26 protein-coding genes and 2 tRNA genes are annotated in these 22,546 nt (G+C 71.6%); 15 read left to right on the forward strand and 13 right to left on the reverse strand.

Annotated features, from left to right (window positions below; translation table 11 throughout):
• Positions 1–21: 21 nt before the first annotated feature.
• Positions 22–708 (forward strand): iron-dependent transcriptional repressor DtxR, encoded by a 687-nt coding sequence (locus HNR19_RS02350; RefSeq protein WP_179666375.1) that lies wholly within the window; start codon positions 22–24, stop codon positions 706–708.
• On the opposite strand, the gene HNR19_RS02355 is transcribed toward HNR19_RS02350, so the two are convergent.
• Positions 705–1,517 carry a Sir2 family NAD-dependent protein deacetylase gene (locus tag HNR19_RS02355; RefSeq protein WP_179666376.1) on the reverse strand — a complete coding sequence of 271 codons (813 nt, stop codon included), beginning with the start codon at positions 1,515–1,517 and terminating at the stop codon, positions 705–707. The genes HNR19_RS02350 and HNR19_RS02355 overlap by 4 nt on opposite strands.
• Before the next feature lie 164 nt (positions 1,518–1,681).
• Between HNR19_RS02355 and HNR19_RS02360 the strand changes: the two genes are divergently transcribed.
• Positions 1,682–2,191 carry a SigE family RNA polymerase sigma factor gene (locus HNR19_RS02360; protein WP_179666377.1) on the forward strand — a complete coding sequence of 170 codons (510 nt, stop codon included), beginning with the start codon at positions 1,682–1,684 and terminating at the stop codon, positions 2,189–2,191.
• Complete coding sequence (locus tag HNR19_RS02365) at positions 2,188–2,934, forward strand: hypothetical protein (RefSeq protein WP_179666378.1); 747 nt, start codon at positions 2,188–2,190, stop codon at positions 2,932–2,934. The genes HNR19_RS02360 and HNR19_RS02365 overlap by 4 nt, the downstream gene beginning before the upstream one ends.
• Positions 2,935–2,940: 6 nt before the next feature.
• On the opposite strand, the gene HNR19_RS02370 is transcribed toward HNR19_RS02365, so the two are convergent.
• From HNR19_RS02370 to HNR19_RS02385, 4 genes are all read right to left on the reverse strand, one after another.
• Positions 2,941–3,498, reverse strand: coding sequence for a protein-L-isoaspartate O-methyltransferase family protein (locus tag HNR19_RS02370; RefSeq protein WP_179666379.1), 558 nt, complete (start codon positions 3,496–3,498; stop codon positions 2,941–2,943).
• 5 nt (positions 3,499–3,503) lie between these two features.
• Positions 3,504–3,770 (reverse strand): DUF2277 domain-containing protein, encoded by a 267-nt coding sequence (locus tag HNR19_RS02375; protein WP_179666380.1) that lies wholly within the window; start codon positions 3,768–3,770, stop codon positions 3,504–3,506.
• 127 nt (positions 3,771–3,897) lie between these two features.
• Positions 3,898–6,003, reverse strand: coding sequence for a beta-propeller domain-containing protein (locus HNR19_RS02380; RefSeq protein ID WP_179666381.1), 2,106 nt, complete (start codon positions 6,001–6,003; stop codon positions 3,898–3,900).
• Positions 6,000–6,542: a sigma-70 family RNA polymerase sigma factor gene (locus HNR19_RS02385; protein ID WP_179666382.1), complete on the reverse strand. Its 543-nt coding sequence runs from the start codon at positions 6,540–6,542 to the stop codon at positions 6,000–6,002. Before HNR19_RS02385 ends, HNR19_RS02380 begins: the two co-directional genes overlap by 4 nt.
• Positions 6,543–6,674: 132 nt before the next feature.
• Between HNR19_RS02385 and HNR19_RS02390 the strand changes: the two genes are divergently transcribed.
• Together HNR19_RS02390 and HNR19_RS02395 are read left to right on the forward strand one after the other, a co-directional pair.
• Positions 6,675–7,856 carry a saccharopine dehydrogenase family protein gene (locus tag HNR19_RS02390; RefSeq protein ID WP_179666383.1) on the forward strand — a complete coding sequence of 394 codons (1,182 nt, stop codon included), beginning with the start codon at positions 6,675–6,677 and terminating at the stop codon, positions 7,854–7,856.
• A 105-nt stretch (positions 7,857–7,961) separates the two neighbouring features.
• On the forward strand, positions 7,962–8,756 hold the full coding sequence (locus HNR19_RS02395; RefSeq protein WP_179666384.1) for a mechanosensitive ion channel family protein: 795 nt from the start codon (positions 7,962–7,964) through the stop codon (positions 8,754–8,756).
• A 70-nt stretch (positions 8,757–8,826) separates the two neighbouring features.
• Here HNR19_RS02395 and HNR19_RS02400 read toward each other — a convergent pair whose 3' ends face one another.
• Positions 8,827–9,705: a hypothetical protein gene (locus HNR19_RS02400; protein ID WP_179666385.1), complete on the reverse strand. Its 879-nt coding sequence runs from the start codon at positions 9,703–9,705 to the stop codon at positions 8,827–8,829.
• Position 9,706: 1 nt separating this feature from the next.
• Positions 9,707–10,198, reverse strand: a complete 492-nt coding sequence (locus HNR19_RS02405; protein ID WP_179666386.1) for a SigE family RNA polymerase sigma factor — start codon at positions 10,196–10,198, stop codon at positions 9,707–9,709.
• A 138-nt stretch (positions 10,199–10,336) separates the two neighbouring features.
• Here HNR19_RS02405 and HNR19_RS02410 point away from each other — a divergent pair.
• From HNR19_RS02410 to HNR19_RS02420, 3 genes are all read left to right on the forward strand, one after another.
• A tRNA-Arg gene (locus HNR19_RS02410) sits at positions 10,337–10,409 on the forward strand.
• A gap of 1 nt (position 10,410) precedes the next feature.
• On the forward strand, positions 10,411–11,676 hold the full coding sequence (locus HNR19_RS02415) for an LCP family protein (RefSeq protein ID WP_179666387.1): 1,266 nt from the start codon (positions 10,411–10,413) through the stop codon (positions 11,674–11,676).
• Positions 11,673–11,873: a hypothetical protein gene (locus HNR19_RS02420; RefSeq protein ID WP_179666388.1), complete on the forward strand. Its 201-nt coding sequence runs from the start codon at positions 11,673–11,675 to the stop codon at positions 11,871–11,873. The genes HNR19_RS02415 and HNR19_RS02420 overlap by 4 nt, the downstream gene beginning before the upstream one ends.
• 44 nt (positions 11,874–11,917) lie before the next feature.
• Here the strand turns inward: HNR19_RS02420 and HNR19_RS02425 are convergent, their stop codons facing one another.
• The 3 genes from HNR19_RS02425 to HNR19_RS02435 all read right to left on the reverse strand — a co-directional run bounded on the left by HNR19_RS02425 (position 11,918) and on the right by HNR19_RS02435 (position 13,527).
• The gene (locus HNR19_RS02425; protein WP_179666389.1) at positions 11,918–12,253 is read right to left on the reverse strand and encodes a large conductance mechanosensitive channel protein MscL; all 336 of its coding nucleotides are present in this window, start codon (positions 12,251–12,253) and stop codon (positions 11,918–11,920) included.
• A 57-nt stretch (positions 12,254–12,310) separates the two neighbouring features.
• Positions 12,311–12,973: an SAF domain-containing protein gene (locus HNR19_RS23085; RefSeq protein ID WP_179666390.1), complete on the reverse strand. Its 663-nt coding sequence runs from the start codon at positions 12,971–12,973 to the stop codon at positions 12,311–12,313.
• Between the two features lie 233 nt (positions 12,974–13,206).
• Complete coding sequence (locus HNR19_RS02435; protein WP_179666391.1) at positions 13,207–13,527, reverse strand: FmdB family zinc ribbon protein; 321 nt, start codon at positions 13,525–13,527, stop codon at positions 13,207–13,209.
• 100 nt (positions 13,528–13,627) lie between these two features.
• On the opposite strand from HNR19_RS02435, the gene HNR19_RS02440 reads away from it, so the two are divergent.
• Positions 13,628–16,312 carry a penicillin acylase family protein gene (locus HNR19_RS02440; RefSeq protein WP_179666392.1) on the forward strand — a complete coding sequence of 895 codons (2,685 nt, stop codon included), beginning with the start codon at positions 13,628–13,630 and terminating at the stop codon, positions 16,310–16,312.
• Here the strand turns inward: HNR19_RS02440 and HNR19_RS02445 are convergent, their stop codons facing one another.
• Entirely contained in the window at positions 16,313–16,930 is a 618-nt protein-coding gene (locus HNR19_RS02445; protein WP_179666393.1) for a 5-formyltetrahydrofolate cyclo-ligase, read from the reverse strand.
• Between the two features lie 23 nt (positions 16,931–16,953).
• On the opposite strand from HNR19_RS02445, the gene HNR19_RS02450 reads away from it, so the two are divergent.
• From HNR19_RS02450 to HNR19_RS02475, 6 genes are all read left to right on the forward strand, one after another.
• Complete coding sequence (locus HNR19_RS02450; RefSeq protein ID WP_179666394.1) at positions 16,954–18,354, forward strand: UTP--glucose-1-phosphate uridylyltransferase; 1,401 nt, start codon at positions 16,954–16,956, stop codon at positions 18,352–18,354.
• A 45-nt stretch (positions 18,355–18,399) separates the two neighbouring features.
• On the forward strand, positions 18,400–18,879 hold the full coding sequence (gene moaC / locus HNR19_RS02455; RefSeq protein WP_179666395.1) for a cyclic pyranopterin monophosphate synthase MoaC: 480 nt from the start codon (positions 18,400–18,402) through the stop codon (positions 18,877–18,879).
• The gene (locus HNR19_RS02460; protein WP_179666396.1) at positions 18,876–19,346 is read left to right on the forward strand and encodes a molybdenum cofactor synthesis domain-containing protein; all 471 of its coding nucleotides are present in this window, start codon (positions 18,876–18,878) and stop codon (positions 19,344–19,346) included. Before moaC ends, HNR19_RS02460 begins: the two co-directional genes overlap by 4 nt.
• Positions 19,343–20,026, forward strand: a complete 684-nt coding sequence (locus HNR19_RS02465) for a GNAT family N-acetyltransferase (RefSeq protein WP_246303463.1) — start codon at positions 19,343–19,345, stop codon at positions 20,024–20,026. Before HNR19_RS02460 ends, HNR19_RS02465 begins: the two co-directional genes overlap by 4 nt.
• Before the next feature lie 98 nt (positions 20,027–20,124).
• Entirely contained in the window at positions 20,125–20,979 is an 855-nt protein-coding gene (gene sepX / locus HNR19_RS02470) for a divisome protein SepX/GlpR (RefSeq protein ID WP_179666397.1), read from the forward strand.
• Between the two features lie 68 nt (positions 20,980–21,047).
• Positions 21,048–21,123: transfer RNA gene (locus HNR19_RS02475), tRNA-Ala, on the forward strand.
• A gap of 84 nt (positions 21,124–21,207) precedes the next feature.
• On the opposite strand, the gene HNR19_RS02480 is transcribed toward HNR19_RS02475, so the two are convergent.
• Positions 21,208–21,795 (reverse strand): YceI family protein, encoded by a 588-nt coding sequence (locus tag HNR19_RS02480; RefSeq protein ID WP_179666398.1) that lies wholly within the window; start codon positions 21,793–21,795, stop codon positions 21,208–21,210.
• 183 nt (positions 21,796–21,978) lie between these two features.
• Positions 21,979–22,428 (reverse strand): MarR family winged helix-turn-helix transcriptional regulator, encoded by a 450-nt coding sequence (locus HNR19_RS02485; protein WP_179666399.1) that lies wholly within the window; start codon positions 22,426–22,428, stop codon positions 21,979–21,981.
• Between the last annotated feature and the right edge of the window lie 118 nt (positions 22,429–22,546).

Consider the following 22,546-nt stretch of genomic DNA (forward strand, 5'->3'; position numbering starts at 1 on the left):
TCAATGGGACAGAATGGGCGCGTGAGCGACCTCATCGACACCACTGAGATGTACCTCCGGACCATCTACGAGCTGGTCGAGGAAGGCATCGTGCCGCTGCGCGCGCGCATCGCCGAGCGCCTGCACCAGAGCGGCCCGACGGTGTCCCAGACGGTCGCGCGGATGGAGCGCGACGGCCTGCTCACGGTCGAGGGGGACCGCCACCTCGAGCTGACGGAGGAGGGCCGCCGGCTTGCGACCCGGGTGATGCGCAAGCACCGCCTCGCCGAGCGGCTGCTCACCGACATCATCGGCCTCGACTGGGAGCTCGTGCACGAGGAGGCGTGCCGGTGGGAGCACGTCATCTCCGAGACCGTCGAGCGGCGCCTCATCGAGCTCCTCGACCACCCGACCGAGTCGCCGTACGGCAACCCCATCCCGGGCCTCGGCGAGCTCGGCGAGGACCAGCTGGGCGAGGAGTTCATGACCGACGTCGAGCCGCTCTCGAAGGCCGCCGGCTTCGACCGGAGCCGCGCCCTGGTGCGCCGCATCTCCGAGGAGATGCAGAAGGACGAGGCGCTGATGAGCGCGATGCGCCGCGTCGGGGCCCTCCCCGACAAGACGATCACCATCCAGGCCACCCCCGACGGCGTGCTCGTCGGCGCCGGCGGCGAGACCGCGGAGATCTTCCCCGAGGCCGCCGACCATATCTTCGTCAAGCGGCTCTAGCCCGCCGGCTGTCTGAGAGCGGCGAGCTCAGCGAGCCACTCGCTGGTGCCGGCCTCGATCTTGTACGTCGCCAGCGGGTCGCCGCGCGTCTCGCCGCGGTTGACGACCACGACCGGGATGCCGAGCTTGGCGGCCCGGCGCACGAACCGCAGGCCGCTCATCACGGTCAGGCTGGACCCGGCGACCAGCAGCGCGCCGTCGCAGCCCGCGAGCGCCTCGACCGCGTCGTAGCAGCGCTGCACCCGCGGCGCCGGCACGTTCTCGCCGAAGAACACCACGTCGGGCTTGAGGATCCCGCCGCAGGCGCAGGGAGGTACGACGAACCCGGCCGTGTCCTCGAGAGCGACGTCGCCGTCGGGGCGCACGTCGACGGCGGCGTGCCGCTGGACCCACCCGGGGTTCGCGGCGTCGAGCCGGGCCTGGAGGGAGGAGCGCGTCGTCGTGCTGCGGCACGACAGGCACACGACCTCGGCGATCCGGCCGTGCAGCGCGACCAGCCGCGGGGTGCCGACGGCCTCGTGCAGGCCGTCGACGTTCTGGGTGATCACCAGCTCGGCACCGAGGGTTGCGACCGCCCGGTGGCCGGCGTTGGGCTCGGCGCCCTTCATCCGCGACCAACCCACGTGCGAGCGCGCCCAGTAGCGCTGCCGGGCCTCCGGGCCGGACACGAACTCCTGGTAGGTCATCGGCATCCGCGCCGGTGCCTGCGGGCCGCGGTAGTCGGGGATGCCGGAGTCGGTCGAGACTCCTGCGCCGGTGAGCACGACGAGCGGGCGGGACGCGAGCAGCTCCAGCGCCGACTGCGACACGCCTGCGTCGGTGGCTGAGGTGCGAGGAGCGCTAGCGACGTGGCTCGTCCTGAGGTGCGAGCATGCGAGCCTCGAAGGGCTCGAAACCTCCGATGCGGGCGCACTCACCTCACGAGAGTACGTGCAACCCTGGCGATCATGGGATCCGTCAACGGGGTGTGAGCATGCGCAGCCGACGTGACCAGGACACCGCGTTCGCCGACTTCGTCAGGGCCGAGCGCGGCCGTCTGGTCGCCACCGGCCGGCTGTTGACGGCCGGCGACGTGCACCTCGCCGAGGACCTCGTCCAGACGGCCCTGACCCGCGTCTACCTGGCGTGGAGCAAGGTCCGGACCGACCGCTCGGCCTACGCACGCAAGGTCCTGGTCAACAGCTTCATCGACCACAAGCGACGGCCGTTCGTCCGGAGGGAGAGCGCGACCGACGAGCCGCCCGACAGCCCGGTCGCCGCGAACGACGAGGGTCTCGATCCCACGCTCGTCGCGGCGCTCGCGGAGCTGCCTCCGCGGATGCGGGCGGCCGTCGTGCTGCGGCACGTCCACGACCTGTCCGTCGACGAGGTCGCGGGGCTGCTCGGGTGCAGCACCGGCAACGTGAAGAGCCAGACCGCCCGGGGGCTCGACAAGCTGCGCGCCACGCTCACTCCCGCCACCACCCCAGGAGAGAACGCATGAACGACCTCACCGACCGGCTCGCCGGTCTCGACACCTCGGCTGCCGGCCCCACGGAGGAAACCGTGAGCGCCGACCTCGCCCGGGGCAGCGCCGCACTGGCGCGCCGCCGCCGTACCCGCGCCGCCGGTGCGGGCGTCGGACTCACCCTCGCCCTCGGCGTCGGCCTCGGGATCGCCGTCGTCGTCCAACCCGACGACGACGCCACCCCACCGTCGGCCGGGCCGTCGTCGACCGCACCCGGCGTCGCGCTCGTGGCGTGGGAGGGCGACCAGCCCGTCGGCTTCATCGTCGACCAGGTCCCCGACGGCTTCTTCGTGCAGGGCTCGGACCCGTGGCTCTTCACGGTCGCTCCCGAGGGTGACACCACGCACCCGGCGGCGTTCGAGGACAAGCTCGTCGTGACGCTCGAGACGGTCTCCAACCAGCCGCCACCGGGCGACGTGGGGGAGAAGGTCACCCGGCTCAAGGACGGCTCGCTCGCCTACGAGCTCGGCCCCTCGGACGGGCAGGGAGGCAGCGACGCGCCGCCGACCCTGAGCGACGGCGACCCGGTCGACGTCGACGGCCAGCCCGGCGTGATCCGGCGGTCGCCGGACAGCCTGTCGACGACGCTGGAGTTCATGACCGAGCGCGGCAAGGTCGTCGTCCAGATGTGGAAGACCGTCGGCCTCACCGATGCGCAGCTGGTCGACTTCGGCGCCGGCATCACCGTCACCGAGGAGGCGCAGGGCAGCGTCGGCTGACCGGCGTCAGGGCACGAGCGGGACGAACACGTAGCGGCCGTGCCGCGTCGGATCGCCGTCACGCCGGACCCGGAGCATCTCGCCCCCGACCGGGATCACCATGATCCCGTCGGGGGCGAGCTGCGTGAGCAGGTCGTGCGGCACGTCCTCGGCTCCGGCCGACACCAGGATCCGGTCGTACGGCGCCGCGCGCGGCCAGCCGAGCACCCCGGGTCGCGCGAGGTGTGTCTCGACCGGTGCGGCGGGACGGGCGGCCGCCAGGTTGGCCTCGCCCATCGCGAGCACCTCGGGGATCCGCTCGACCGCGACCACCGACCCGGTCGCGGTGGCGAGATGCGCGAGCAGCGCCGTGGTCCAGCCCGAGCCCGCGCCGACGTCGAGCACGTGGTGCCCCGGTCGCACGTCGAGCAGCTCGAGCATCGCCCGCACCGTCGAGGGCTGACTGTTGGTGACGCCGTACCCGATCGAGAGGGCGGCGTCGTTGCCGGCGAAGCGCTGCTGCTCGGGCGGCAGGAAGCCGGCGCGCGGCACCGCGGCGAAGGCGGCCTCGACGTCGGCGTCCATCGGTCTCACCCGTAGCGCAGCCGGGCCCGCGCTCGCGCCTTCTCGGCCTCCACCTCGCGGTCCTTCGGCGGGGCGGTGGTGACCAGATCGTCGAGCAGGTGGCGGGTGATGTGGGCGATCTCGTGCACCGCCCGGTCGAACGCCGCCTGGTTGGCCTGCGACGGCTTGGTCGTCCCGCTCACCTTCCGGACGAACTGCAGCGCCGCCGCGTGCACCTCGTCGTCGGTGGCGGGCGGCTCGAAGTTGTGGAGGGTGCGGATGTTGCGGCACATGTCTCCACGTTACGCCCGCGGTCTCGATACGCCCGAGTGCCAGGGCGCTCGGGCTACTCGACCAACCTGGGCCAGGGTGGTCGAGTAGTCCAAGCCGCTAGGCGAGGACGTATCGAGACCCAATGACCTAGTAGTCGAGGAACTCCACGTTCTCTCCGGTCACCAGCACGACGCGGCCGTCGGAGAGGGGCACGGTGCGCACCTCGTCGACGTCGGCGCCGTACTCCACCTTCTGCCAGGTGTTGCGGAGCTCGCTGCCCTCGAGCCGCATGATCGACAGCCAGCCCTCGCGGGCGCCGTTGTGCTTGGCGACCACGGTGAACATGGTGCGCTCCGACGGGAGCCAGGTGAACGACCGCGGGTCGCTGGCGGCGAGCGCCTCGCTGCCGCCGCCGTAGACCTGCACGTCGATCCGCTCGACGTCCGCCAGGTCGGTCACGTCGAACAGGCCGGCCTGCGCGCCCCATCTCCCCTCGGGGCCGGGTCCCTCGCCGATGCCGACGAGCCGGTCGGCGCCGAGCGGGTGCAGGTACTCGGAGAACCCGGGGATCTTCAGCTCGCTGATCTTCCTCGGCGCGGTGACGTCGCTCAGGTCGATCGCGAACAGCGGGTCGACGCGGCGGTAGGTCACGACGAACGCCAGGTCGTCGAACCAGCGCACGGACTTCATGTCCTCGTTGACGCCGATCTCGTCGAGGCGGCCGACCTCGACCAGGTCCTGCCGCTGGCTCTCGAGCGTCACGATCGAGGTGAAGTCGCCGGTCTCGGCGGTCGGGCTCACCGCGACGCGGAGCGTGCCGCCGGCGGCGTCCATCGCCCAGCGGTCGGCGATGGCGCCCTCGATCTCCCCGGACGCCACGTGCGTCGCCGACGTGCCGTCGAGGTCGAACTCGAAGAGGTAGGTGTTGCCGTCGTCGTGCGGCAGGGTCCGCGCGAAGCAGTCGAAACAGCCGAGGTAGGACGGCGTCGCCGCCAGGTAGAGCTTGTCGACCGACTCGTAGGCGATGTTGGTCGCCCCCGCCAGGCCGATCGCCTCGACCTCGGTCGGCGACGAAGCGTCGAAGCCGACGATGCTCACCCGGTCGAGCGGCAGCTCGTCGGACGGTACGGCGACGTTCGTGCAGTCGACCAGCGGCTCGGCGGTGTCGCCGTCCTCCGAGCGGACGGTCGGCAGCCAGTCGTCGATCGTGGACTCGCGGACGACCTTGCGGTTGTCCTCCAGGGCCTCGTCGCTGGAGCGGCCGTCGCCGGGCTCGACGAAGTCGAGCGTCGGGAGGCCGGAGCTCATCACCAGGCGGACGGCGTCACCGTGCTGGCGCGACGACATGATCCAGCCGTCGTAGACCACGTCGTCGGTGACCTCCGGCCTGCGCGGGTCGGCGATCGACACGGACATCACCCGGCTGCGGGCGCGGTTGCGCGCGGTGTCGTCGGCGCCGATCGCGACCACGGTGTCGCCGGCGAGCAGGATCTCGCCGTTCTCCAGGCCGGTCAGGTCGAGCGAGCTCTCGCGCAGCGTCTGCTCGCCGGTGACGTCGTAGACGATCAGCTCGTCGTCGCGGAGCCGGACCAGGAGCTCACCGTCGGTCTTGACGCTGTCGGGCTCGTCGACGCCGGCCTCCTGGACGTTGGTGCCGGTGTCGCTGTTGGTCTGGCGTTTCGTCTCAGGCGAGGCCTTGGTGTACGAGAGGAGCCCGCGGCTTGCGCGGTCGAGCGCCCAGTGCTCACCTGCGGCGTAGCCGTTCTCCATGAGGTCCGGGTCCATCATGAGGTCGAGCTCGTCGATGCCCCCGAGCGGGACCGCACTGTCGTAGCCCTCGCGGTAGTAGTACTCCGGGTCGTCGGAGCCCCAGCCCTCCTCGCCGACCAGCGGCAGAGCCCGGTCGACGAACGCGGCGAGCAGGTCGTCGCACGACTTCGCCGGCTCGAGGTCGGCGGCGAACGCCGCCGGCGTCGGCAGGTTGTCGATGCCCGAGTCCCCGTCGGCGCCGCCGATGCCGTCGCCGTCGACCAGGGTGCCGGCGAGGAACGCGCCGACGATGCCGGTGGCGACGCCTGCGGTCAGCAGCGGCTTCATCACGAAACGGCGCCGGGCCTCGACCCGCTCCTTCTTCTCGGCCGCGGCCTCCCGGGCCTCGGCCGCCATCGCGATCCGGCGGGCGTCGCGGAGGATCTTGTCGACGGGCGGCTTGCCGGTCGGGTAGTCGTCCCACATCTCTTCGAGGTCGGTCATCGCTGGCTCCCCAGGTCAAGCAGGTGGTCGTTGGCGGCGAGCTGGGCGAGCGAGCGCGACAGGCGGCTCTTCACGGTCCCGGCCGGCACGCCGAGGGTCTCGGCGGTCTGCTGCTCGGTCAGCTGGACGAAGTAGCGCAGCACCACGACGTCGCGGTTCGGCTTGGACAGGCACTCGAGCGCGCGGTGCACCGCGTCGGCCATCGCGACGGCCTCCGCCGCGTCCACGACCGACGCCTCCTGGGCCGCGGTCGCGGTGTTGCCGTCGAGCGCGGTGGTGACGTCCTGGTCGGACCGCTTCTTCCACCAGGCGGTGCGGCGGGTGTCGCGCAGGCAGTTGAGGAGCATCCGGTAGACGTAGGCGTCGCGGTTCTCGGCCTTGCTGACCTTGTCCCAGCCGGTGTAGCAGCGCACGAGCGTCGTCTGCGCCAGGTCCTCGGCCTCGTGCGGCATCGCCCCGAGGAAGACCGCGGCCCGCACGAGCGGCCCCCAGACCTGCTCGACGTACGCCGCGTACGCCTTCTCGTTCTCGTCGTCCACTCGTCCCGCCTTCAAGGTGTGCTGACCGTACGACGGGACTACGACCGTGGGAGGTTCCGTCGGGGTCTCGATACGTCCTCGCCCACGGGCTCGGACTACTCGACCACCGGGGAGAGTGCGACGATGGCCGACATGGCTGCTCCCGATCGCGAGTCCCGCTCCTACGACGTCGTCCTGCTGGGGGCGACCGGCTTCACCGGCGGTCTGACCGCCGAGTACCTCGCCCGGAACGCGCCCGACGGGCTGCGCTGGGCGCTGGCCGGCCGCAGCAAGGAGAAGCTCGAGAAGGCCAGGGAGCGGCTCGGCGTCGACGTGCCGCTGGTGGTCGCCGACTCGACCGACCAGGCGTCGCTCGGCGACCTCGCCGCGCAGACCAAGGTCGTGGCGACCACGGTCGGCCCCTACCTCCAGCACGGCGGTCCGCTCGTCGCCGCGTGCGCGGAGGCGGGCACCGACTATGCCGACCTCACCGGTGAGCCGGAGTTCGTCGACCGCACCTACGTCTCGCACAACGCCGTCGCCGAGCGCAGCGGCGCGCGCCTGGTGCACGCGTGCGGCTTCGACTCGATCCCGCACGACCTCGGCGCCTACTTCACGATCCAGCGGCTGGCCGAGAAGCTCGGCGGCGAGATCACCGGCCCGGTGAAGATGCGCGGCGTGGTGCGCAGCAACGGCACCTTCTCCGGCGGCACGTTCCACTCGGCGATGACCGCCTTCTCGCGGGCGAGGCAGATGCGCGAGGCGATGGTCGAGCGCCGCAAGGCCGAGCCGCGACCCGAGGGCCGGCGGTCCCGGGCGGTCGCCGGCAAGCCGACGCGCGACTCCGAGCTCGGCTACTGGCTGCTCCCGCTCCCGACGATCGACCCGTTCATCGTCGCCCGCAGCGGCGCCGCGCTGTCGTCGTACGGCCCGGAGTTCTCCTACTCCCACTACGCCGGCACCAAGACGCTGCGGTACGCCGCCGGCGGTGCGGTCGGCGCCTCCGCGCTGGCGCTCGCCGCCCAGGTCGGGCCGCTGCGCGAGCAGCTGAAGAAGCGGGTGCCCCAGGGCGAGGGACCGTCGGACCGGCGCCGCGAGAAGTCCTGGTTCAGTGTCGACTTCCTGGCCGAGTCGGCCGGTACGACGGTGCGCACCCGCGTGAGCGGCGGCGACCCCGGCTACACCGAGACCGCGAAGATGCTCGCGGAGTCGGCGTTGTGCCTGGCCCTCGACGAGACGCCCGCGGTGGCGGGCCAGGTGACGACCGCCCAGGCCATGGGGGATGCGCTCCTGACGCGCCTGCAGCGGGCAGGGCTGACCTTCGAGACCTGCTGAGCGTAGCCCGAGGACACCCAAGACATGTGCGACACGGCGTGACGGATTTCCGGTTGGCTAGTTGCGCCTAGAGGAAGTGTGTCCATCTCGGGAAGGTAACGACACATGTCATCACTCACCGCTGCGCCCAGCACGGCGCTCGCCATCGACTGGGAGGGGACCCTCGAGGACTCCCTCAACCCGGTCATCGACTTCGTGCCGAAGCTGCTGGTCTTCCTCGTCATCCTCTTCATCGGGTGGCTGATCGCGAAGGCCGTCGCGAAGTTCCTCGGCATCGTCCTGCAGCGCGTCGGCTTCACGACCCTGTTGTCGAAGGCGGGCGCCGACCGGGCGCTGACCTCGGCGTCGGTCAACCCGCTCGACATCATCTGCAAGCTGGCCTACTACTTCATCCTGCTCATCGCGCTCCAGCTCGCGCTGAGCGCGTTCGGGCCGAGCAACCCGGTCAGCGAGATCGTCAACGACATCGTGCGCTGGCTGCCGCAGGCCGTGGTCGCGATCGTCATCGTGGTCATCGCCGGTGCCGTCGCCAACGCGGTGAAGGACCTGCTCACCGGCGTCCTCGGCGGCGTCTCCTACGGACCGCTGCTCGCCAAGATCGCCAGCGGCTTCATCGTGGCCCTCGGTGTGATCGCCGCGCTCAACCAGATCGGGATCGGCCTGTCGGTCACGATGCCGGTGCTGATCGCCGTGCTCGCCACGGTCGGCGGCATCCTCGTGGTCGGCGTGGGTGGTGGCCTGATCGCCCCGATGCGTGACCGCTGGGAGCGCTGGCTCGACCAGCTCGCGAGCGAGACCGCCGGCAACGGCACGCACGTCGACCCGGCCGCGGCGTCGTACGGGACGGGGCCCGGCGCCACGCCGACGCCGCCCCCGCCGCCGCCGTCCGCCGGCTACTGACCCCCATGATCGCGGCGGCCGCCCCTTCCTGCGGGGGCGGCCGCTGCGTGTGTCGTGGGTCAGGCGGTCATCACTCGGCCGGGCTGGGCATGCCCTCGCGGGTCACGCCCTGGTCGGCGTTGTAGTCCGTCAGGGCCTCGCCCGCCTCGGCGTATTCCACCGGGAGCTCGTCGAGGTCCCACCAGGGTTGGGTGACGACCTCGCCGAGGGCAGCCGCGTCGAGCACGTCGTCGGTCGCGCTCACGACCAGGCGCAGGTCGCGGCGGGGACTGATCAGCTCCGCCACGGCCGTGCGGGTCGGATCCGGGCTCTGTGATGCCGGGTCGCGGTAGGTGCGCAGCACGTCACCGTCGCCGAGCCGGGTCACCTCGCAACCGACCATCGAGGACTCGCACTCGTCGTAGGGTCCGCTGCGCTGGTCGATCGCCTCTTTGCAGTCGGGATCGGACTCCTCGCACTTCGGCTGGTCGGTCTCCCCGTAGGTCGCGGTGAACGACTGCACGTTCGCGAAGACCTCGCCCGGCCGCGCGCCGTCCGGGGTGAACCGGAAGCTGGCGGTCAGCTCGTTGTCGGCCAGGGTGTCCGGGTCGAAGTCGACCACGTCCGAGCCGCCGGGCTCGGAGAACCCGCCGTCCGCGACCTCATCGACGGCCGACATCAGCGCGGCGACGGTCGCGCGGCCGGTGATCGGGGCGGTCTCGCCGGACAGCTCGCCGATCGAGGGTGCGGGCACGGAAGCGACCGACGACTCGTCGGAGGTGCCGCCGACTCCCTGTACGGCGAGCGTGCCGCCGACGATCACGGACGCCGCGGCGGCGGCGCCGAGGGCGGTGAACGTCCGGCGGCGGCGCCGCTCGCCGAGTCCTCGCTCGCGGGCCCTGGCGGCGAGCGCGGGGAGGTCGGCGGCGACGTCGCTGACCGCGTCCTCCATGTGGTCGTGGAGCTTCATGTCAGTCCTCCTGGTCGGACAGGTCGGGGTAGAGGGTGCGGAGCCGGGCGAGCGCGCGTGACGAGCGGGTGCGGCAGGCCGACTCGGTGATGCCGAGCTGGTCCGCCGCCTCGGCGACGGGGAGGTCCTCCCAGTAGCGGAGGACGAGGACCGCTCGGTCCATCCGCGGGAGGCCGGCCAGCGCATCGAGGAGCGCGAGGCGGCGGGTCGGGTCCGGGCCGGGCGAGGCGCGGTCGGCGCCGTACTCGAGGGGGAGCTCGGACACCCGCTTGCGGCGCTTCTCGGAGAGGAAGGTCCGGGTCAGGATCTGGCGGGTGTAGGCGACGGGGTTCTCGGCGCGGGAGACGAGCTTCCAGCGGGCGTACGCCGTGGCGTAGGCACTCTGCACGAGGTCCTCCGCCTGGTGCCGGTCGCCGCACAGGAGCACCGCCGTGCGCAGCAACCGGTCGCCGGTCGCGTGGACGAACTCCTCGAACGTCTCGGTGGTCGGCACGCTCTCCGGTCTTTCCAGGGCAGCTGCGGTGGGTGGGTTCACACCATTCCAGAGGGGAAGAGCCCTCGAAATGTTGCGCTCGTCGGGCGCGGCGCCGAAATGGCGCTCGACCGCCAACCTGTCAAGATATGTGCGCCCGCCCCCGTAGCTCAGTGGATAGAGCAGCCGCCTCCTAAGCGAAAGGTCGTAGGTTCGACTCCTACCGGGGGCACATGACAGAACGGCAGGATTCCGGCGAGCCGGTGACCCGGCGCGCGCGCCGCGTCGCGCGCTCGCAGCGCCGCGGTGTCGCCGGCAAGCGCCGCGCCTACACGCCGCACCACACGGTCGCCAAGGTCATCACCGCGACCCTGCTCGCGCTGGCGATGGCCACCGGTGTCTCGGTCGTGCTGGTCTACAACCACTGGAACGGCAACCTCCTGGTCGACGACGTCGCCGACCAGCTGGGCAACGACCGGCCGAAGAAGAAGAAGGTCGAAGGCCCGCAGGAGCCGATGAACATCCTGGTGATGGGCTCCGACACCCGCGAGGGCGAGGGCAACAACATCGACGGGATGAACCTCTCCGGCGAGCGCTCCGACACCACGATCCTGATCCACCTGTCGGCAAGCCGGGAGTTCGCCTACGGCATCAGCATTCCGCGCGACACGATGGTCGACCGCCCCACCTGCTTCGCCGAGGACGGCAGCGAGATCCCCGGCGAGCAGGACGCGATCTGGAACGACGCGTTCTCCATCGGCGGCCCCGCGTGCACCATCCGGCAGTTCGAGCAGCTCAGCGGGGTACGGATCGACAACTACGTCGTCGTCGACTTCGGCGGCTTCAAGGACATGGTCGACGCCCTCGACGGCGTCGAGGTCTGCATCCCCGAGGAGATCGTCGACACCGAGCACAACATCACGCTCGAGCCCGGCACGCGGGAGATCAGGGGCGACGAGGCACTGAGCTACGTCCGGGTGCGGTCCAACATCAGCGACGGCAGCGACCCCCAGCGCATCCGCCGGCAGCAGGCCTTCATGGCCTCGATGCTCAACAAGGCGGTCGACCTCGGCATGCTCGCGCGCCCCGACCGGATCGTGGGCTTCATGAACGCGCTGACCGGCTCCCTGCAGACCGACTTCGAGAACGTGTCGCAGATCGCCGACATCGGCAGCACCTTCCGCGGCGTCGGCCTCGGCGAGGTGAAGTTCGTGACCACCCCGTGGCAGGCCTGGCCGCCCGACCCGAACCGGATCGAGTGGACCCCGGAGGTCGACCGGCTGTGGGAGCTCGTGGTCAACGACGAGCCGCTCACCGCCGAGTTCGCGGAGGAGTCGATCAGCGCCGCCGACGACCCGGAGGGCACCGACGCCACCGACTCGACCGAGGGCACCGAGGGGACCGACGCGCCGACCGACGAGGGCGCCCAGGGCGGCAAGAAGGGCGGCGACGAGGGTCTCTCCGACGACGCCCGCGAGTACGCCGGTCTGTGCACGTGACCGAGAAGAGCCCGGGCCCGGAGAAGGACCCGGAGAAGGAGTCCGACTGGCAGCGGCGCAAGCGGCTGGCCGAGATCTTCGGCGACGTGCTCCCGGAGACGACGCGCGACGAGCGCGACGCCGACAAGGGCGACCGCGGCGACGAGTCGGCCTCCGACCGCTGGCTGAAATCGCAAGTGCCGCCCCACCACGGGTGAGGCGGCACCTGCCGTTGTTGCTGCGGGGCTCGTGGCCCCGGTGATCAGCGGTTCGCGAGCGAGTCGCGGATCTGGGTGAGGAGCTCGACCTCCGACGGGCCAGGCGCCTCGTCGGGGAAGAACCGCTCCTTCGCCTTGGTGTAGGGAACGACCACGAAGAAGTAGACGACCGCGGCCATGATCAAGAAGGCGACGACCGCGTTGAGGAAGAGCCCGAACAGGCTCTCGCCGAAGAGGTCGTTGTACAGGTCGTCCGGGAGCAGGCTGGTGAGCCAGGCGACGAATGCGTTCACGACCTCGGCGAACGCAAGCGCCATGATCAGACCGACGGCGATCTCGATGAGATTGCCGCGCAGGATGAAGTTCTTGAAGCCTTCCATGTTTCTCCTTGGAGCCGAGATAACGCCCTACACCCCCGGTAGGGACTCTGACTGAACCTAGCGGTTCCGCCACGCGTACGTCACGAACGACGTCACGGCGGACGACGTCACCTGCTGCACGTCCGCATCTGGTATGCCGAGCACCACCACCCGCCCGGCGAGCGCCCCGTGCCCGTCGTCCGTGGCCGGAACCGCCAGCACGACCGCGCCGTACGAGACGGTCGTCGTGACGCGCTCCTGCGGGTCCGTCGCGAGCACGTCGACCCGGTCGCCCACCTCGAGCAGCGCCGCCTGCGCCGCGTCGGAGAACCGCACCGGCACCGCCGTCGTCCCCGGCGCCGCCTCGACCAGCTGCGGCCCGACCAGCCGCACGTCCGTCACCGCCTCCCCCTCCCGCAACGGCGCCGCCAACGTCGCCCCCACCGGGGCGTCGACCACAGACGCAGGCACGGAGTCCGGCCCGACCTCCGTGACCCGCAGGTCCCCTTCCGTCAGCACGGCCCCCGCCGGCAGGTCACGCGACGCGACGAGCACCTCGACCGTCTCCGGAGGAGGCGGCGCCACACTCCGCAACCCGACGACGGTCGCCCCCGCCACGCACAACGCGGCAATCAGCCGCCGCCGACGCAGCAGCCCCCGCCGCAGGGCGACCCAGCGATCACCCACGCGCCGCCGCAGCGGCACGCGCGGCCGTTCATCAACCGAGTCCCGAGAATCCATAGCCCGCGACGCTAGCCCCGGAACGCCTCCCACGGGCTCGTCCTCCACAGGGCAGGGCAGGAGGTCGGGGCCGGGTGGGGGTTCCCGGCGATTTCGCGACGACGCGCCGACGCCCGGACCACAGCGGCGTCGTACCGGAGAGCGTCGCGCGCGGCGGAGCGAGCAAGCCGGGAACACCCACCCGGCCCCGACCGCCCGCAGCGCCGCGGAGGCCGAACCCCAAGAACTGAGAGCTACGCAGACGCCGCCGCAGCAGCAGAGGTCCCCGCCCCAGAGGCCGAGCCCGACGTACTGCTGCTGCTGCTTGACGACGAGTCGGAAGAGCTCGAGGAGTCGGACGAGGTCGTCGTGGTCGACGAGCCAGAGGTCGACGTACCCGACCGGCTGTCGGTCCGGTAGAACCCGGATCCCTTGAACACCACGCCCACCGCGTTGAAGAGCTTGCGCAGCCGGCCGTCGCACTCCGGGCAGACGGTCAGGGCGTCGTCGGAGAAGCTCTGGAATTGCTCGAACGCGTGGCCGCAGTCGGTGCAGGCGTACTGGTAGGTGGGCATCAGGAACTCCGGGCGGTTAGCACTCTCGGTCTACGACTGCCAAGGATACGCGATCCCCCGGCCAGGTCGCGAGTCCGCTTCGGTCACAATGGCGCCCACCATGGTCGACGCAGACGACATCGCCCCGGCTCGCCCGGTCGGCGCAGCCCGGCCCGCCGGCCCGCCGGCCCCCGTCCGTTGGTGGCGCACCTTCCGGGGATGGCCCGGACCGCTCCGGTTCACGACGTACGGCGCGGTCGCGCTGGTGCTGGTGCTGGTCGCGGTCGTCGTGTTCGGCGCGGTCGTCGTCCGCCGCTCTTGGCCCGAGACCGACGGCGAGATCGAGGTGCCCGGCCTGAACGCGCAGGCCGAGGTGATCCGCGACGAGCACGGCATCCCGCAGATCTACGCCGACACGATGCACGACCTGATGCTCGCCCAGGGCTTCGTCCACGCGCAGGAGCGCTTCTTCGAGATGGACGTGCGCCGCCACGCCACCTCCGGCCGGCTGGCCGAGCTGTTCGGGGAGGACGCGCTCGAGACCGACCTCGTCGTGCGCACCCTCGGGTGGCGGCGGATCGCCGAGCGGGAGCTCACGCTGCTCGAGCCGCGCACCCGCGACCTGCTCGACGCCTACGCGCAGGGCGTCAACGCGTACCTGTCCGACCGCTCGGCGTCGGAGATCTCGCTGGAGTACGCCTTGCTCGGCGTGACCGGGCTCGACTACCAGCCCGCCGACTGGACCGCCGCCGACTCCGTCGCCTGGCTCAAGGCGATGGCCTGGGACCTCCGCGGCAACCTCGAGGAGGAGATCGGGCGGGCGGTCAGCGCATCGGCGGTCGGCGAGGACCGCGCGGCCGCGCTGTACCCGGACTATCCCTACGACGCGCACCCGCCGATCGTCACCAGCGGCGCGGTGGTCGACGAGGTCTTCGAGCAGGACGCCGCGACCGGTGACACCCGGCTGCCGCAGCGGCCGGCACCCGGCCCGGTGGTCGAGGAGGTCGCCCAGCGACCGTCACGAGACCTGGGGAGTGACGAGCTCGCCGCGGTCGACCGGGTGCTGGACGCCGTACCGGCGCTTCTCGGCAAGGGCGACGGCATCGGCAGCAACGCGTGGGTGGTCGACGGGTCGCGCACCGAGAGCGGCGCGCCGATCCTCGCCAACGACCCGCACCTGGGCGTCTCGCTGCCGGGTGTCTGGATGCAGGTCGGCCTGCACTGCCGGGAGGTCAGCTCGGCCTGCCCTCTCGACGCGGCGGGCTTCAGCTTCTCCGGCGTGCCGGGCGTCGTCATCGGCCACAACGCCGACATCGCGTGGGGCTTCACCAACCTGGCGCCGGACACCACGGACCTCTTCGTGGAGCGCGTCGAGGGCGACCGCTGGCAGTACGACGGGCGAATGCTGCCGCTGCGCGAGCGGATCGAGACGATCGAGGTGCGCGACGGCGAGGACGTCGAGCTCGTGGTGCGGTCGACCGCCCACGGTCCGATCCTCTCCGACATCGACGGCCTGCTGGGGGAGCAGGTCGCCGACGCCGGGCTGGCCGTCCGGGACGGGGACCGGTGGGACCACGAGGTCGCCCTGGCGTGGACGGCGCTGGAGCCGCGCCCGACCGCGGACGCCCTGGTCGCGCTCAACCTCGCCGACGACTGGGAGTCCTTCCGTGCCGCGATGGCCGACTTCGCGGCCCCCGGCCAGAACGTCGTCTACGCCGACGTCGAGGGCCACATCGGCTACCAGGCCACCGGGCTGGTGCCGATCCGCGGGTCCGGCAACGACGGCAAGGTCCCGGCGGCCGGCTGGCGGCCGGAGAACGACTGGACGGGCGAGTACGTCCCCTACGACGCGCTGCCGAGCGTCCTCGACCCGGAGTCGGGCATGGTGGTGACCGCCAACCAGTCGGTGATCGACGCCTCCGGCGGCTATCCGTACTTCCTCACCGACGACAGCGACTACGGCTACCGGTCCTCGCGCATCGGCGACCTGCTCGCCGGGCAGGAGTCGCTGACCGTCGAGGACATGTCCCGGATGCAGTACGACGACCGCAGCCCGATGGCCGAGGTGCTCGTCCCCTACCTCCTCGGCGTCGATCCCGGCGACGGCTACTACGACGACGGGCTCGCCCTGCTCGAGGGATGGGACTTCCGCCAGCAGGCCGACAGCGCCGCGGCGGCGTACTTCAACGTCGTCTGGGACCAGCTGCTGCACCGCGCCTTCGACGACGAGCTGCCCGAGGTGGCCGAGCCCGACGGCGGCGACCGCTGGTTCGCCGCGGTGACCGGCCTGCTCGGGCGTCCCGGCGACCCGTGGTGGGACGACGTCGAGACCGACGAGGTGGAGCGCCGCGACGACATCCTGGTGGCGGCACTGCGCGCGGCCCGCGACAAGCTCACCGCGCTCCAGTCGCCGAACGCCGAGGAGTGGGAGTGGGGCAGGCTGCACCGCCTCTGGCTGCGGTCGTCGACCCTCGGCGAGTCCGGCATCGGCGCGGTCGAGCGGCTGTTCAACCGCGGACCCTGGGAGCTGCCCGCCGGCGGCTCCTTGGTCAACGCGACCGGGTGGGACGCCCGCGAGGGGTTCGAGGTCGCGACCGCCCCGTCGATGCGGATGGTCGTACCGATGGACGACCTCGACGCCGCGCGCTGGGTCTCGCTCACCGGTGTCTCGGGCCACGCGTTCCACCCGCACTACACCGACCAGACCGACCTCTGGGCGCGCGGCGACACGCTGCCGTGGGTGTTCTCGCGAGAGGCGGTCGAGGACGCCGGCGAGGACGTGCTGTCCCTGCTCCCGGAGGAGTAGCTAGAACCGCCGGATCCCCGCGGGCGAGCACGCGGCCGCGACCCGCCGGTCGTGCGCCTCGGCAGGTACGTCGACGCCGACCTCGTCGTCGTAGAGCAGCACGCACGTGAACGTGCCCACGGGCACCCGGGCGAGCGTCCGGTCGTAGGAGCCGCCGCCGCGGCCGAGCCGCATCCCGGTGGGCGACACGGCCAGGCCCGGCACCAGCACGGCGTCGGCGGTGGCGACGGCCTCGACGCCGAGGGTCGTCCCGAGCGGCTGGAGCAGCCCGCGACCCGCCCGGGTGAGGGACGTCGGACCGGAGTACACCGCCCAGTCGAGGTCGTTGTCGGGCAGCAGCACGGGCAGCACCACCCGCTTGCCGACGGCGAGCAGGTCGTCGAGGAGGCGGGTCGTGCCCGGCTCGGTGCCGATGGAGACGTAGGCGGCGACGGTGGCGCTGCGTCGCACCTCGTCGGAGGCGAGCAGGTGGTCGGCGATCGCGCCGGCCGACTCCCCGATCTCGGCGAGCGAGCGCCGGCGGCGGGTGGTCACCAGCCGGTCGCGGAGCGCGAGCTTGGCGGCCGCCGTACCCCCTCCGGGCGACGGCCATTCCTCGGGAAGTTGCGAGGTCGGCACCGGACCAGCCTACGATCGAAGGTATGGGTGGAACCGGACGGAGCGTCGGGCTCGAAAAAGCACGGGAGAAGATGGCAGCAGCGGGGGTCGACCCCGTCGCGATCGACAACTTCGCGCACTACTACCGGCTGCTCGAGCACGGTGAGACGGGGATGATCCCCGAGGCCAGCATCGACCCGGTCGACATCGAGTCCCTCGCCGGCGCGGACGTCGACGACGCGGTCGCGGCCGACGCCGTACGCAAGACCGCGGTGATCAAGCTCAACGGCGGCCTCGGCACCTCGATGGGCATGGACCGCGCGAAGTCGCTGCTCTGTGTGCGCCGCGGGCTGTCGTTCCTCGACATCATCGCGCGGCAGGTGCTGCACCTGCGCAAGGAGTACGACGCGACGCTGCCGCTGATCTTCATGAACAGCTTCCGCACGTCGGCCGACACGCTCGCCGCGCTCGCGCGCTACGAGGACCTGCAGGTCGACGGCCTGCCCCTGGAGTTCCTCCAGAACAAGGAGCCCAAGCTCCTCGTCGACGACCTGTCGCCGGTCAGCTGGCCGAAGGAGCCCGACCTCGAGTGGTGCCCGCCGGGCCACGGCGACATCTACACCGCGCTGCGCGGCTCCGGCACGCTCGACCAGCTGATCGAGCAGGGCTACCGCTACGCGTTCGTCTCCAACTCCGACAACCTCGGCGCCGTGCCCGACGCGAAGGTCGCCGGCTGGTTCGCCGCCAGCGGCGCGCCGTTCGCGATCGAGGCCGTGGTCCGCACACCGAGCGACCGCAAGGGCGGCCACTTCGCGCGCCGCAAGGCCGACGGCCGGATCGTGCTGCGCGAGACCGCGCAGACGCCGGCGGAGGACAAGGAGGCGCTGGCCGACCTCAGCCGGCACCGCTACTGCTCGACCAACAACCTGTGGTTCGACCTGGTGGCGATGCGCGACACGCTCGACGCGCGCGACGGCATCCTCGGGCTGCCGCTGATCAAGAACGTCAAGAACGTCGACCCCGGCGACAAGTCGACCCCGGAGGTGATCCAGATCGAGACCGCCATGGGCGCGGCGATCGAGGTGTTCGAGGGCTCCCAGCTGATCGAGGTCGGCCGTGACCGGTTCGTGCCGGTGAAGACCACCAACGACCTGCTGGTGCTGCGCTCCGACGTCTACGAGATCGGCGACGACTTCGCGCTGACCCAGATCGCCGCCGACATCCCCTACATCGACCTCGACGACGACTTCTACAAGCTGGTCGGGGAGTTCGACAAGCGCTTCCCGGAGGGCGCCCCCTCGCTCGCCAAGGCCTCGTCGCTGACGATCGACGGCGACTGGACCTTCGGCCACGGCGTCCAGTTCGTCGGCGACGTGAAGCTCGACAGCAGCGCCGCCGAGCGGGTGCCCGCGGGCGAGGTCATCACCGGCGAGCACAAGGCCTGACGGCGGGTCGCCGTACTCCTGCTGGACGGGTGGGAGACTGGCGCCATGAGTGAGGCACCCCGCGGGCTGACCCACGTCGACGAGTCCGGCGCCGCCCGGATGGTCGACGTCTCGGAGAAGGCCGTCACCGCGCGGGCCGCGACGGCGTCCGGTCGGGTGCTCGTGTCCGCCGAGGTCGTGGCGCTGCTGCGCGGCGAGGGCGTGCCGAAGGGCGACGCTCTCGCGGTCGCTCGCATTGCCGGGATCATGGGCGCCAAGCGCACCCCCGACCTGGTCCCTCTCTGCCACCCGCTCGCGATCTCGGGCGTCGTCCTCGACCTCGAGGTGGCCGACGACGCGGTCGAGATCTCGGCGACCGTGCGCACCTCGGACCGCACCGGCGTCGAGATGGAGGCGCTCACCGCGGTCTCCGTCGCCGCGCTCACGGTCGTCGACATGGTCAAGGCCGTCGACAAGGGCGCGGTGATCACCGACGTACGCGTGGAGTCCAAGACAGGCGGCAAGTCGGGGGAGTGGCGACGGTGAGGGCGGTCGTGGTGGTGGCGTCCAACCGCGCGGCCGCCGGCGTCTACGAGGACACCACGGGTCCGCTGATCGTCGACGCCCTGCGCGACCTCGGGTTCGAGGTCGGCGACCCCGTCGTGTGCGCCGACGGCGACCCGGTCGGTACGGCGATCTCGGCCGCCGTCGCCGAGGGCGCGCGCGTCGTGCTCACGACCGGCGGGACCGGCCTGACGCCGACCGACCTGACCCCCGAGGTGACGCGGCCGCTGCTCGACCGCGAGGTGCCGGGGCTCGCCGAGGCGATCCGTGCCGCCGGCATCGCGAAGGGCGTGCCCACCGCCGCCCTGTCCCGCGGCCTGGCGGGCGTGAGCGGCGACTGCCTGGTGGTGAACCTGCCCGGGTCGCGCGGGGGAGTGAAGGACGCGCTCGAGGTGCTGCGGCCGGTCGTGGTCCACGCCGTCGAGCAGGTGCGGGGGAGCGACCATTGAGCGACACGCACCCGCGCCGCGCGCCGGCCGACCGGATGATCACCTCGGTCCCCGGCCGCACCTGGCCCAACGTGCTGACCTCCGGTGTGGACCCCACGGTCACGCTGCGCCCCATCCGGCGCTCGGATGCCCGCGCCTGGCGCTCCGCGCGCCAGCGCAACGCCCACTGGCTCGGTCCGTGGGACGCCACCGTCCCGCCCGGCGGTGAGGCGCGGCCGACGTCGTTCCGAGCGCTGGTGAAACGGCTGTCGAAGGCGGCCCGGCGCGGCACCAACCTGCCGTTCGTGATCGAGGTCGACGGCCGCTTCGCCGGCCAGGTGAGCATCAACAACATCGTGCGCGGGTCGGCGCAGTTCGCCTCGGTGGGCTACTGGATCGACCAGGACTTCGCCGGCCGCGGCGTGATGCCGCGCGCGGTCGCGATGGCGATCGACCACTGCTTCTTCGCTGCGGGGCTGCACCGGATCGAGGTCTGCATCCGTCCCGAGAACACCAACTCGCTGCGGGTCGTCGAGAAGCTCGGCATCCGCGAGATCGGCTACGCGCCGCGGTTCCTGCACATCGACGGCGACTGGCGCGACCACCGGATCTTCGCGATCACCAAGGAGGAGGTGCCGCGCGGCGTGCTGGCGCGGCTCATCGAGTCCGGCGGGGACGTGTCGGAAACGGCTGGAGGCTGACCGCCATCGCGGGGAATCACACCAGTCACAGGACTCAATCTGTGACACACCGGTACACATGCGTCCCGGCCTGCGCTAACGGACCTAGCCTCTCGTCTGTGGACCTGAGCGCACTGATCTTCGTCGCCCTGGCAGTCGCCTGGGCCGTCTACCTCATCCCGAAGGCGCTCCGTCATCACGAGGAGGACGCCGCCCGTCGCTCGGTCGACAGCTTCTCCGACCGGATGCGGGTGCTCGCCCGTCGGGAGGCCGTGACCGCGTCGAAGGCCGAGCTGGTCGTCGGCTCGCAGAAGTCGAAGACGTCCACCGAGGTCGTCGAGACCCAAGCCGCGGTCGAGGTCGAGATCGCTCAGGCCCACGCCGCGCCCGCTCCGCTGACGCCGCTCCAGGCCCGCCTCCGCCGCGCCGCCGCCGCTCGTGCAGCCCGCCGCCGTCGCCGGGTGCTCGGCACGCTGGTCGTCTCGACCCTGGTCGTCGTCGGCCTCGCCGCTGCGGCCGTCATCCCGTGGGTCTACGTCGCCATTCCGGCCGCGGTCATCGTCGCGTGGCTCGTGGCGTGCCGGCTGATGGTCCGCAAGGAGCAGGCGGCCCGCGTGGTCGCGCCCGTCCGCGTCAAGAAGCGGCGCCGTACCCTCGCTGACGTCGTGATCGCCGAGGAGGATGCGGTCGACGATGCCACCGCCGAGGCGGAGGGTGACGAGACCTCCGAGGTCGCGGCCGTCGACGCCCAACCCGACCCGACGCCCGGTGGTTGGGACCCGGTGCCGATGACCCTGCCGACGTACGTCGCCAAGGCCGCCGCGGGCCGCACGGTCCGCACCATCGACCTCGACTCCACGGGCGTGTGGAGCTCGGGTCGCAACGCGGCCGACTCCCAGCTGGCGCGCGAGGCGCAGGCCACCGCACGCGAGGCCGAGGGCGAGTCCGAGCGCCGCCGCGCGTCCGGCGCCTGAGGTCGCCGGCGACCCCCCACCTCGATTCGGAGCCCGGGTGACCCGGGTGCTACCGTTTCCCCTCGCTTGGGGCTGTGGCGCAGTTGGTAGCGCGTCTCGTTCGCAATGAGAAGGTCAGGGGTTCGAATCCCCTCAGCTCCACCACCTGATCTCTCAGGAGATACCGAACAGGCCGGACCCAGGATCTGGGTCCGGCCTGCTGGCTTTCCGGCCTTCGTTCGCCGTGGGTCAGGCGCGGGCGAGGACGGTCTCGAGGTCGATCTCGATGTTGACCTCCTTGCTGACGAGGAGGCCGCCGGCCTCGAGGGCGACGTTCCAGGTGATGCCGAAGTCTTCGCGGTTGATCCTGGTGCGCGCAGCGAACATGGCGCGGTCGCCGCCCCAGGGGTCGCGGACGTAGCCCTCGAACGAGACGTCGAGGGGGACCTGGCGGGTGACGCCGTGGATGGTCAGGTCGCCGGTGACGGTGCCGCGGTCGCCGCGCCAGTCGACGTGGGTGGAGCGGAACGTGGCGGTGGGGTAGGTGGCGACGTCGAAGAGCTCGGCGGAGCGGATGTGCTCGTCACGGACGTCGCTGCCGGACTCGACCGACGCCATGTCGATGGTGACGTCGACCCTGGAGTCCGCCATGTTCTCGGCGATGGTGACGGCGCCCTCGACGCCGGTGAACCGGCCGCGGACCTTCGTCACCATGAAGTGGCGGCCGATGAAGGCGAGGTCGGTGTGGCCCGGGTCGATCTCCCAGGTGCCGACGGCGGGCACGGTGGTGCCGTCGATGGTCCGGGTGGGGGTGGCGGAGGTCGGGGTGGTGGTCATGAGCGTTCCTTGGTCGAAGAGAAGTGGGGAGACGGTCGGTGTGGTCACCCGGAGGAACCGGGCGGCGTACCCTTCCGAAAGAAGTGCGGTTGCACGCACATAAATGTGCCTCGCGACGGGGTTCGTGTCAAGTGTGTGCGCAGGCACATATCGGTTGGCGCTGGTCATGCGACCGCCGACCGTTCACTGGCCTGCTGTGGCCGCCTCCTCCGCCTCCACCACGCGGGACAGCGCGGTCGCGATGACGGCGATCTCGTCGGGATCGAGGTGGGCAAGGTAGTGGCGGGCTACGGCAGCCAGGTAGGTGGGAGCGGCCGACTTCAGGCGCTTGCGACCTTCGGGAGTGATGGCGGCGAACGAGGAGCGCTTGTCGTCGGGGTTGGGCTGGCGCTCCATCAGGCCCTCGCGCTCGAGTTCCGACACGACCCGGCTCACGCGCTCCCGGCTGACGACCGCCTGTCGACCCAGCTCCGTCATGCGCAGCCTGCGATCGGGAGCGGCGTTGACGACGAGCAGGACGTCGTACCAGGTCAGCGGCAGGCCTGTCTTCACAAGGGCGCGTTCGAGCTTGGGGAGGACGGCGGCGTGGGTGCGGAGCAGCGCCGCCCAGGCGCGGATGTCGTCGTCCGGCATGGGACAACGATAACAGTTACGTGCGTACGCACGTATCTGCTGACCGTTGCGCGGGCGATCTCTCGTCGCTCGGGACGGTGCCATGACGCGGAGCGACCGCCCGCGTGGCCTGCGTCAC

The organism is Nocardioides thalensis (assembly GCF_013410655.1).
Taxonomy (GTDB): domain Bacteria; phylum Actinomycetota; class Actinomycetes; order Propionibacteriales; family Nocardioidaceae; genus Nocardioides; species Nocardioides thalensis.

Excerpts from the sequence above, each read along its gene's own strand:
- HNR19_RS02360 (WP_179666377.1), top strand. The coding sequence starts at position 1,682 with ATGCGCAGCCGACGTGACCAGGACACCGCGTTCGCCGACTTCGTCAGG.
- HNR19_RS23085 (WP_179666390.1), bottom strand. The coding sequence starts at position 12,973 with ATGGATTCTCGGGACTCGGTTGATGAACGGCCGCGCGTGCCGCTGCGG.
- HNR19_RS02435 (WP_179666391.1), bottom strand. The coding sequence starts at position 13,527 with ATGCCCACCTACCAGTACGCCTGCACCGACTGCGGCCACGCGTTCGAG.
- HNR19_RS02390 (WP_179666383.1), top strand. The coding sequence starts at position 6,675 with ATGGCTGCTCCCGATCGCGAGTCCCGCTCCTACGACGTCGTCCTGCTG.
- HNR19_RS02400 (WP_179666385.1), bottom strand. The coding sequence starts at position 9,705 with ATGAAGCTCCACGACCACATGGAGGACGCGGTCAGCGACGTCGCCGCC.
- HNR19_RS02425 (WP_179666389.1), bottom strand. The coding sequence starts at position 12,253 with ATGGAAGGCTTCAAGAACTTCATCCTGCGCGGCAATCTCATCGAGATC.
- HNR19_RS02440 (WP_179666392.1), top strand. The coding sequence starts at position 13,628 with ATGGTCGACGCAGACGACATCGCCCCGGCTCGCCCGGTCGGCGCAGCC.
- HNR19_RS02480 (WP_179666398.1), bottom strand. The coding sequence starts at position 21,795 with ATGACCACCACCCCGACCTCCGCCACCCCCACCCGGACCATCGACGGC.
- HNR19_RS02450 (WP_179666394.1), top strand. The coding sequence starts at position 16,954 with ATGGGTGGAACCGGACGGAGCGTCGGGCTCGAAAAAGCACGGGAGAAG.
- HNR19_RS02375 (WP_179666380.1), bottom strand. The coding sequence starts at position 3,770 with ATGTGCCGCAACATCCGCACCCTCCACAACTTCGAGCCGCCCGCCACC.
- HNR19_RS02380 (WP_179666381.1), bottom strand. The coding sequence starts at position 6,003 with ATGACCGACCTCGAAGAGATGTGGGACGACTACCCGACCGGCAAGCCG.
- HNR19_RS02365 (WP_179666378.1), top strand. The coding sequence starts at position 2,188 with ATGAACGACCTCACCGACCGGCTCGCCGGTCTCGACACCTCGGCTGCC.
- moaC (WP_179666395.1), top strand. The coding sequence starts at position 18,400 with ATGAGTGAGGCACCCCGCGGGCTGACCCACGTCGACGAGTCCGGCGCC.
- HNR19_RS02485 (WP_179666399.1), bottom strand. The coding sequence starts at position 22,428 with ATGCCGGACGACGACATCCGCGCCTGGGCGGCGCTGCTCCGCACCCAC.
- HNR19_RS02370 (WP_179666379.1), bottom strand. The coding sequence starts at position 3,498 with ATGGACGCCGACGTCGAGGCCGCCTTCGCCGCGGTGCCGCGCGCCGGC.
- HNR19_RS02395 (WP_179666384.1), top strand. The coding sequence starts at position 7,962 with ATGTCATCACTCACCGCTGCGCCCAGCACGGCGCTCGCCATCGACTGG.
- HNR19_RS02415 (WP_179666387.1), top strand. The coding sequence starts at position 10,411 with ATGACAGAACGGCAGGATTCCGGCGAGCCGGTGACCCGGCGCGCGCGC.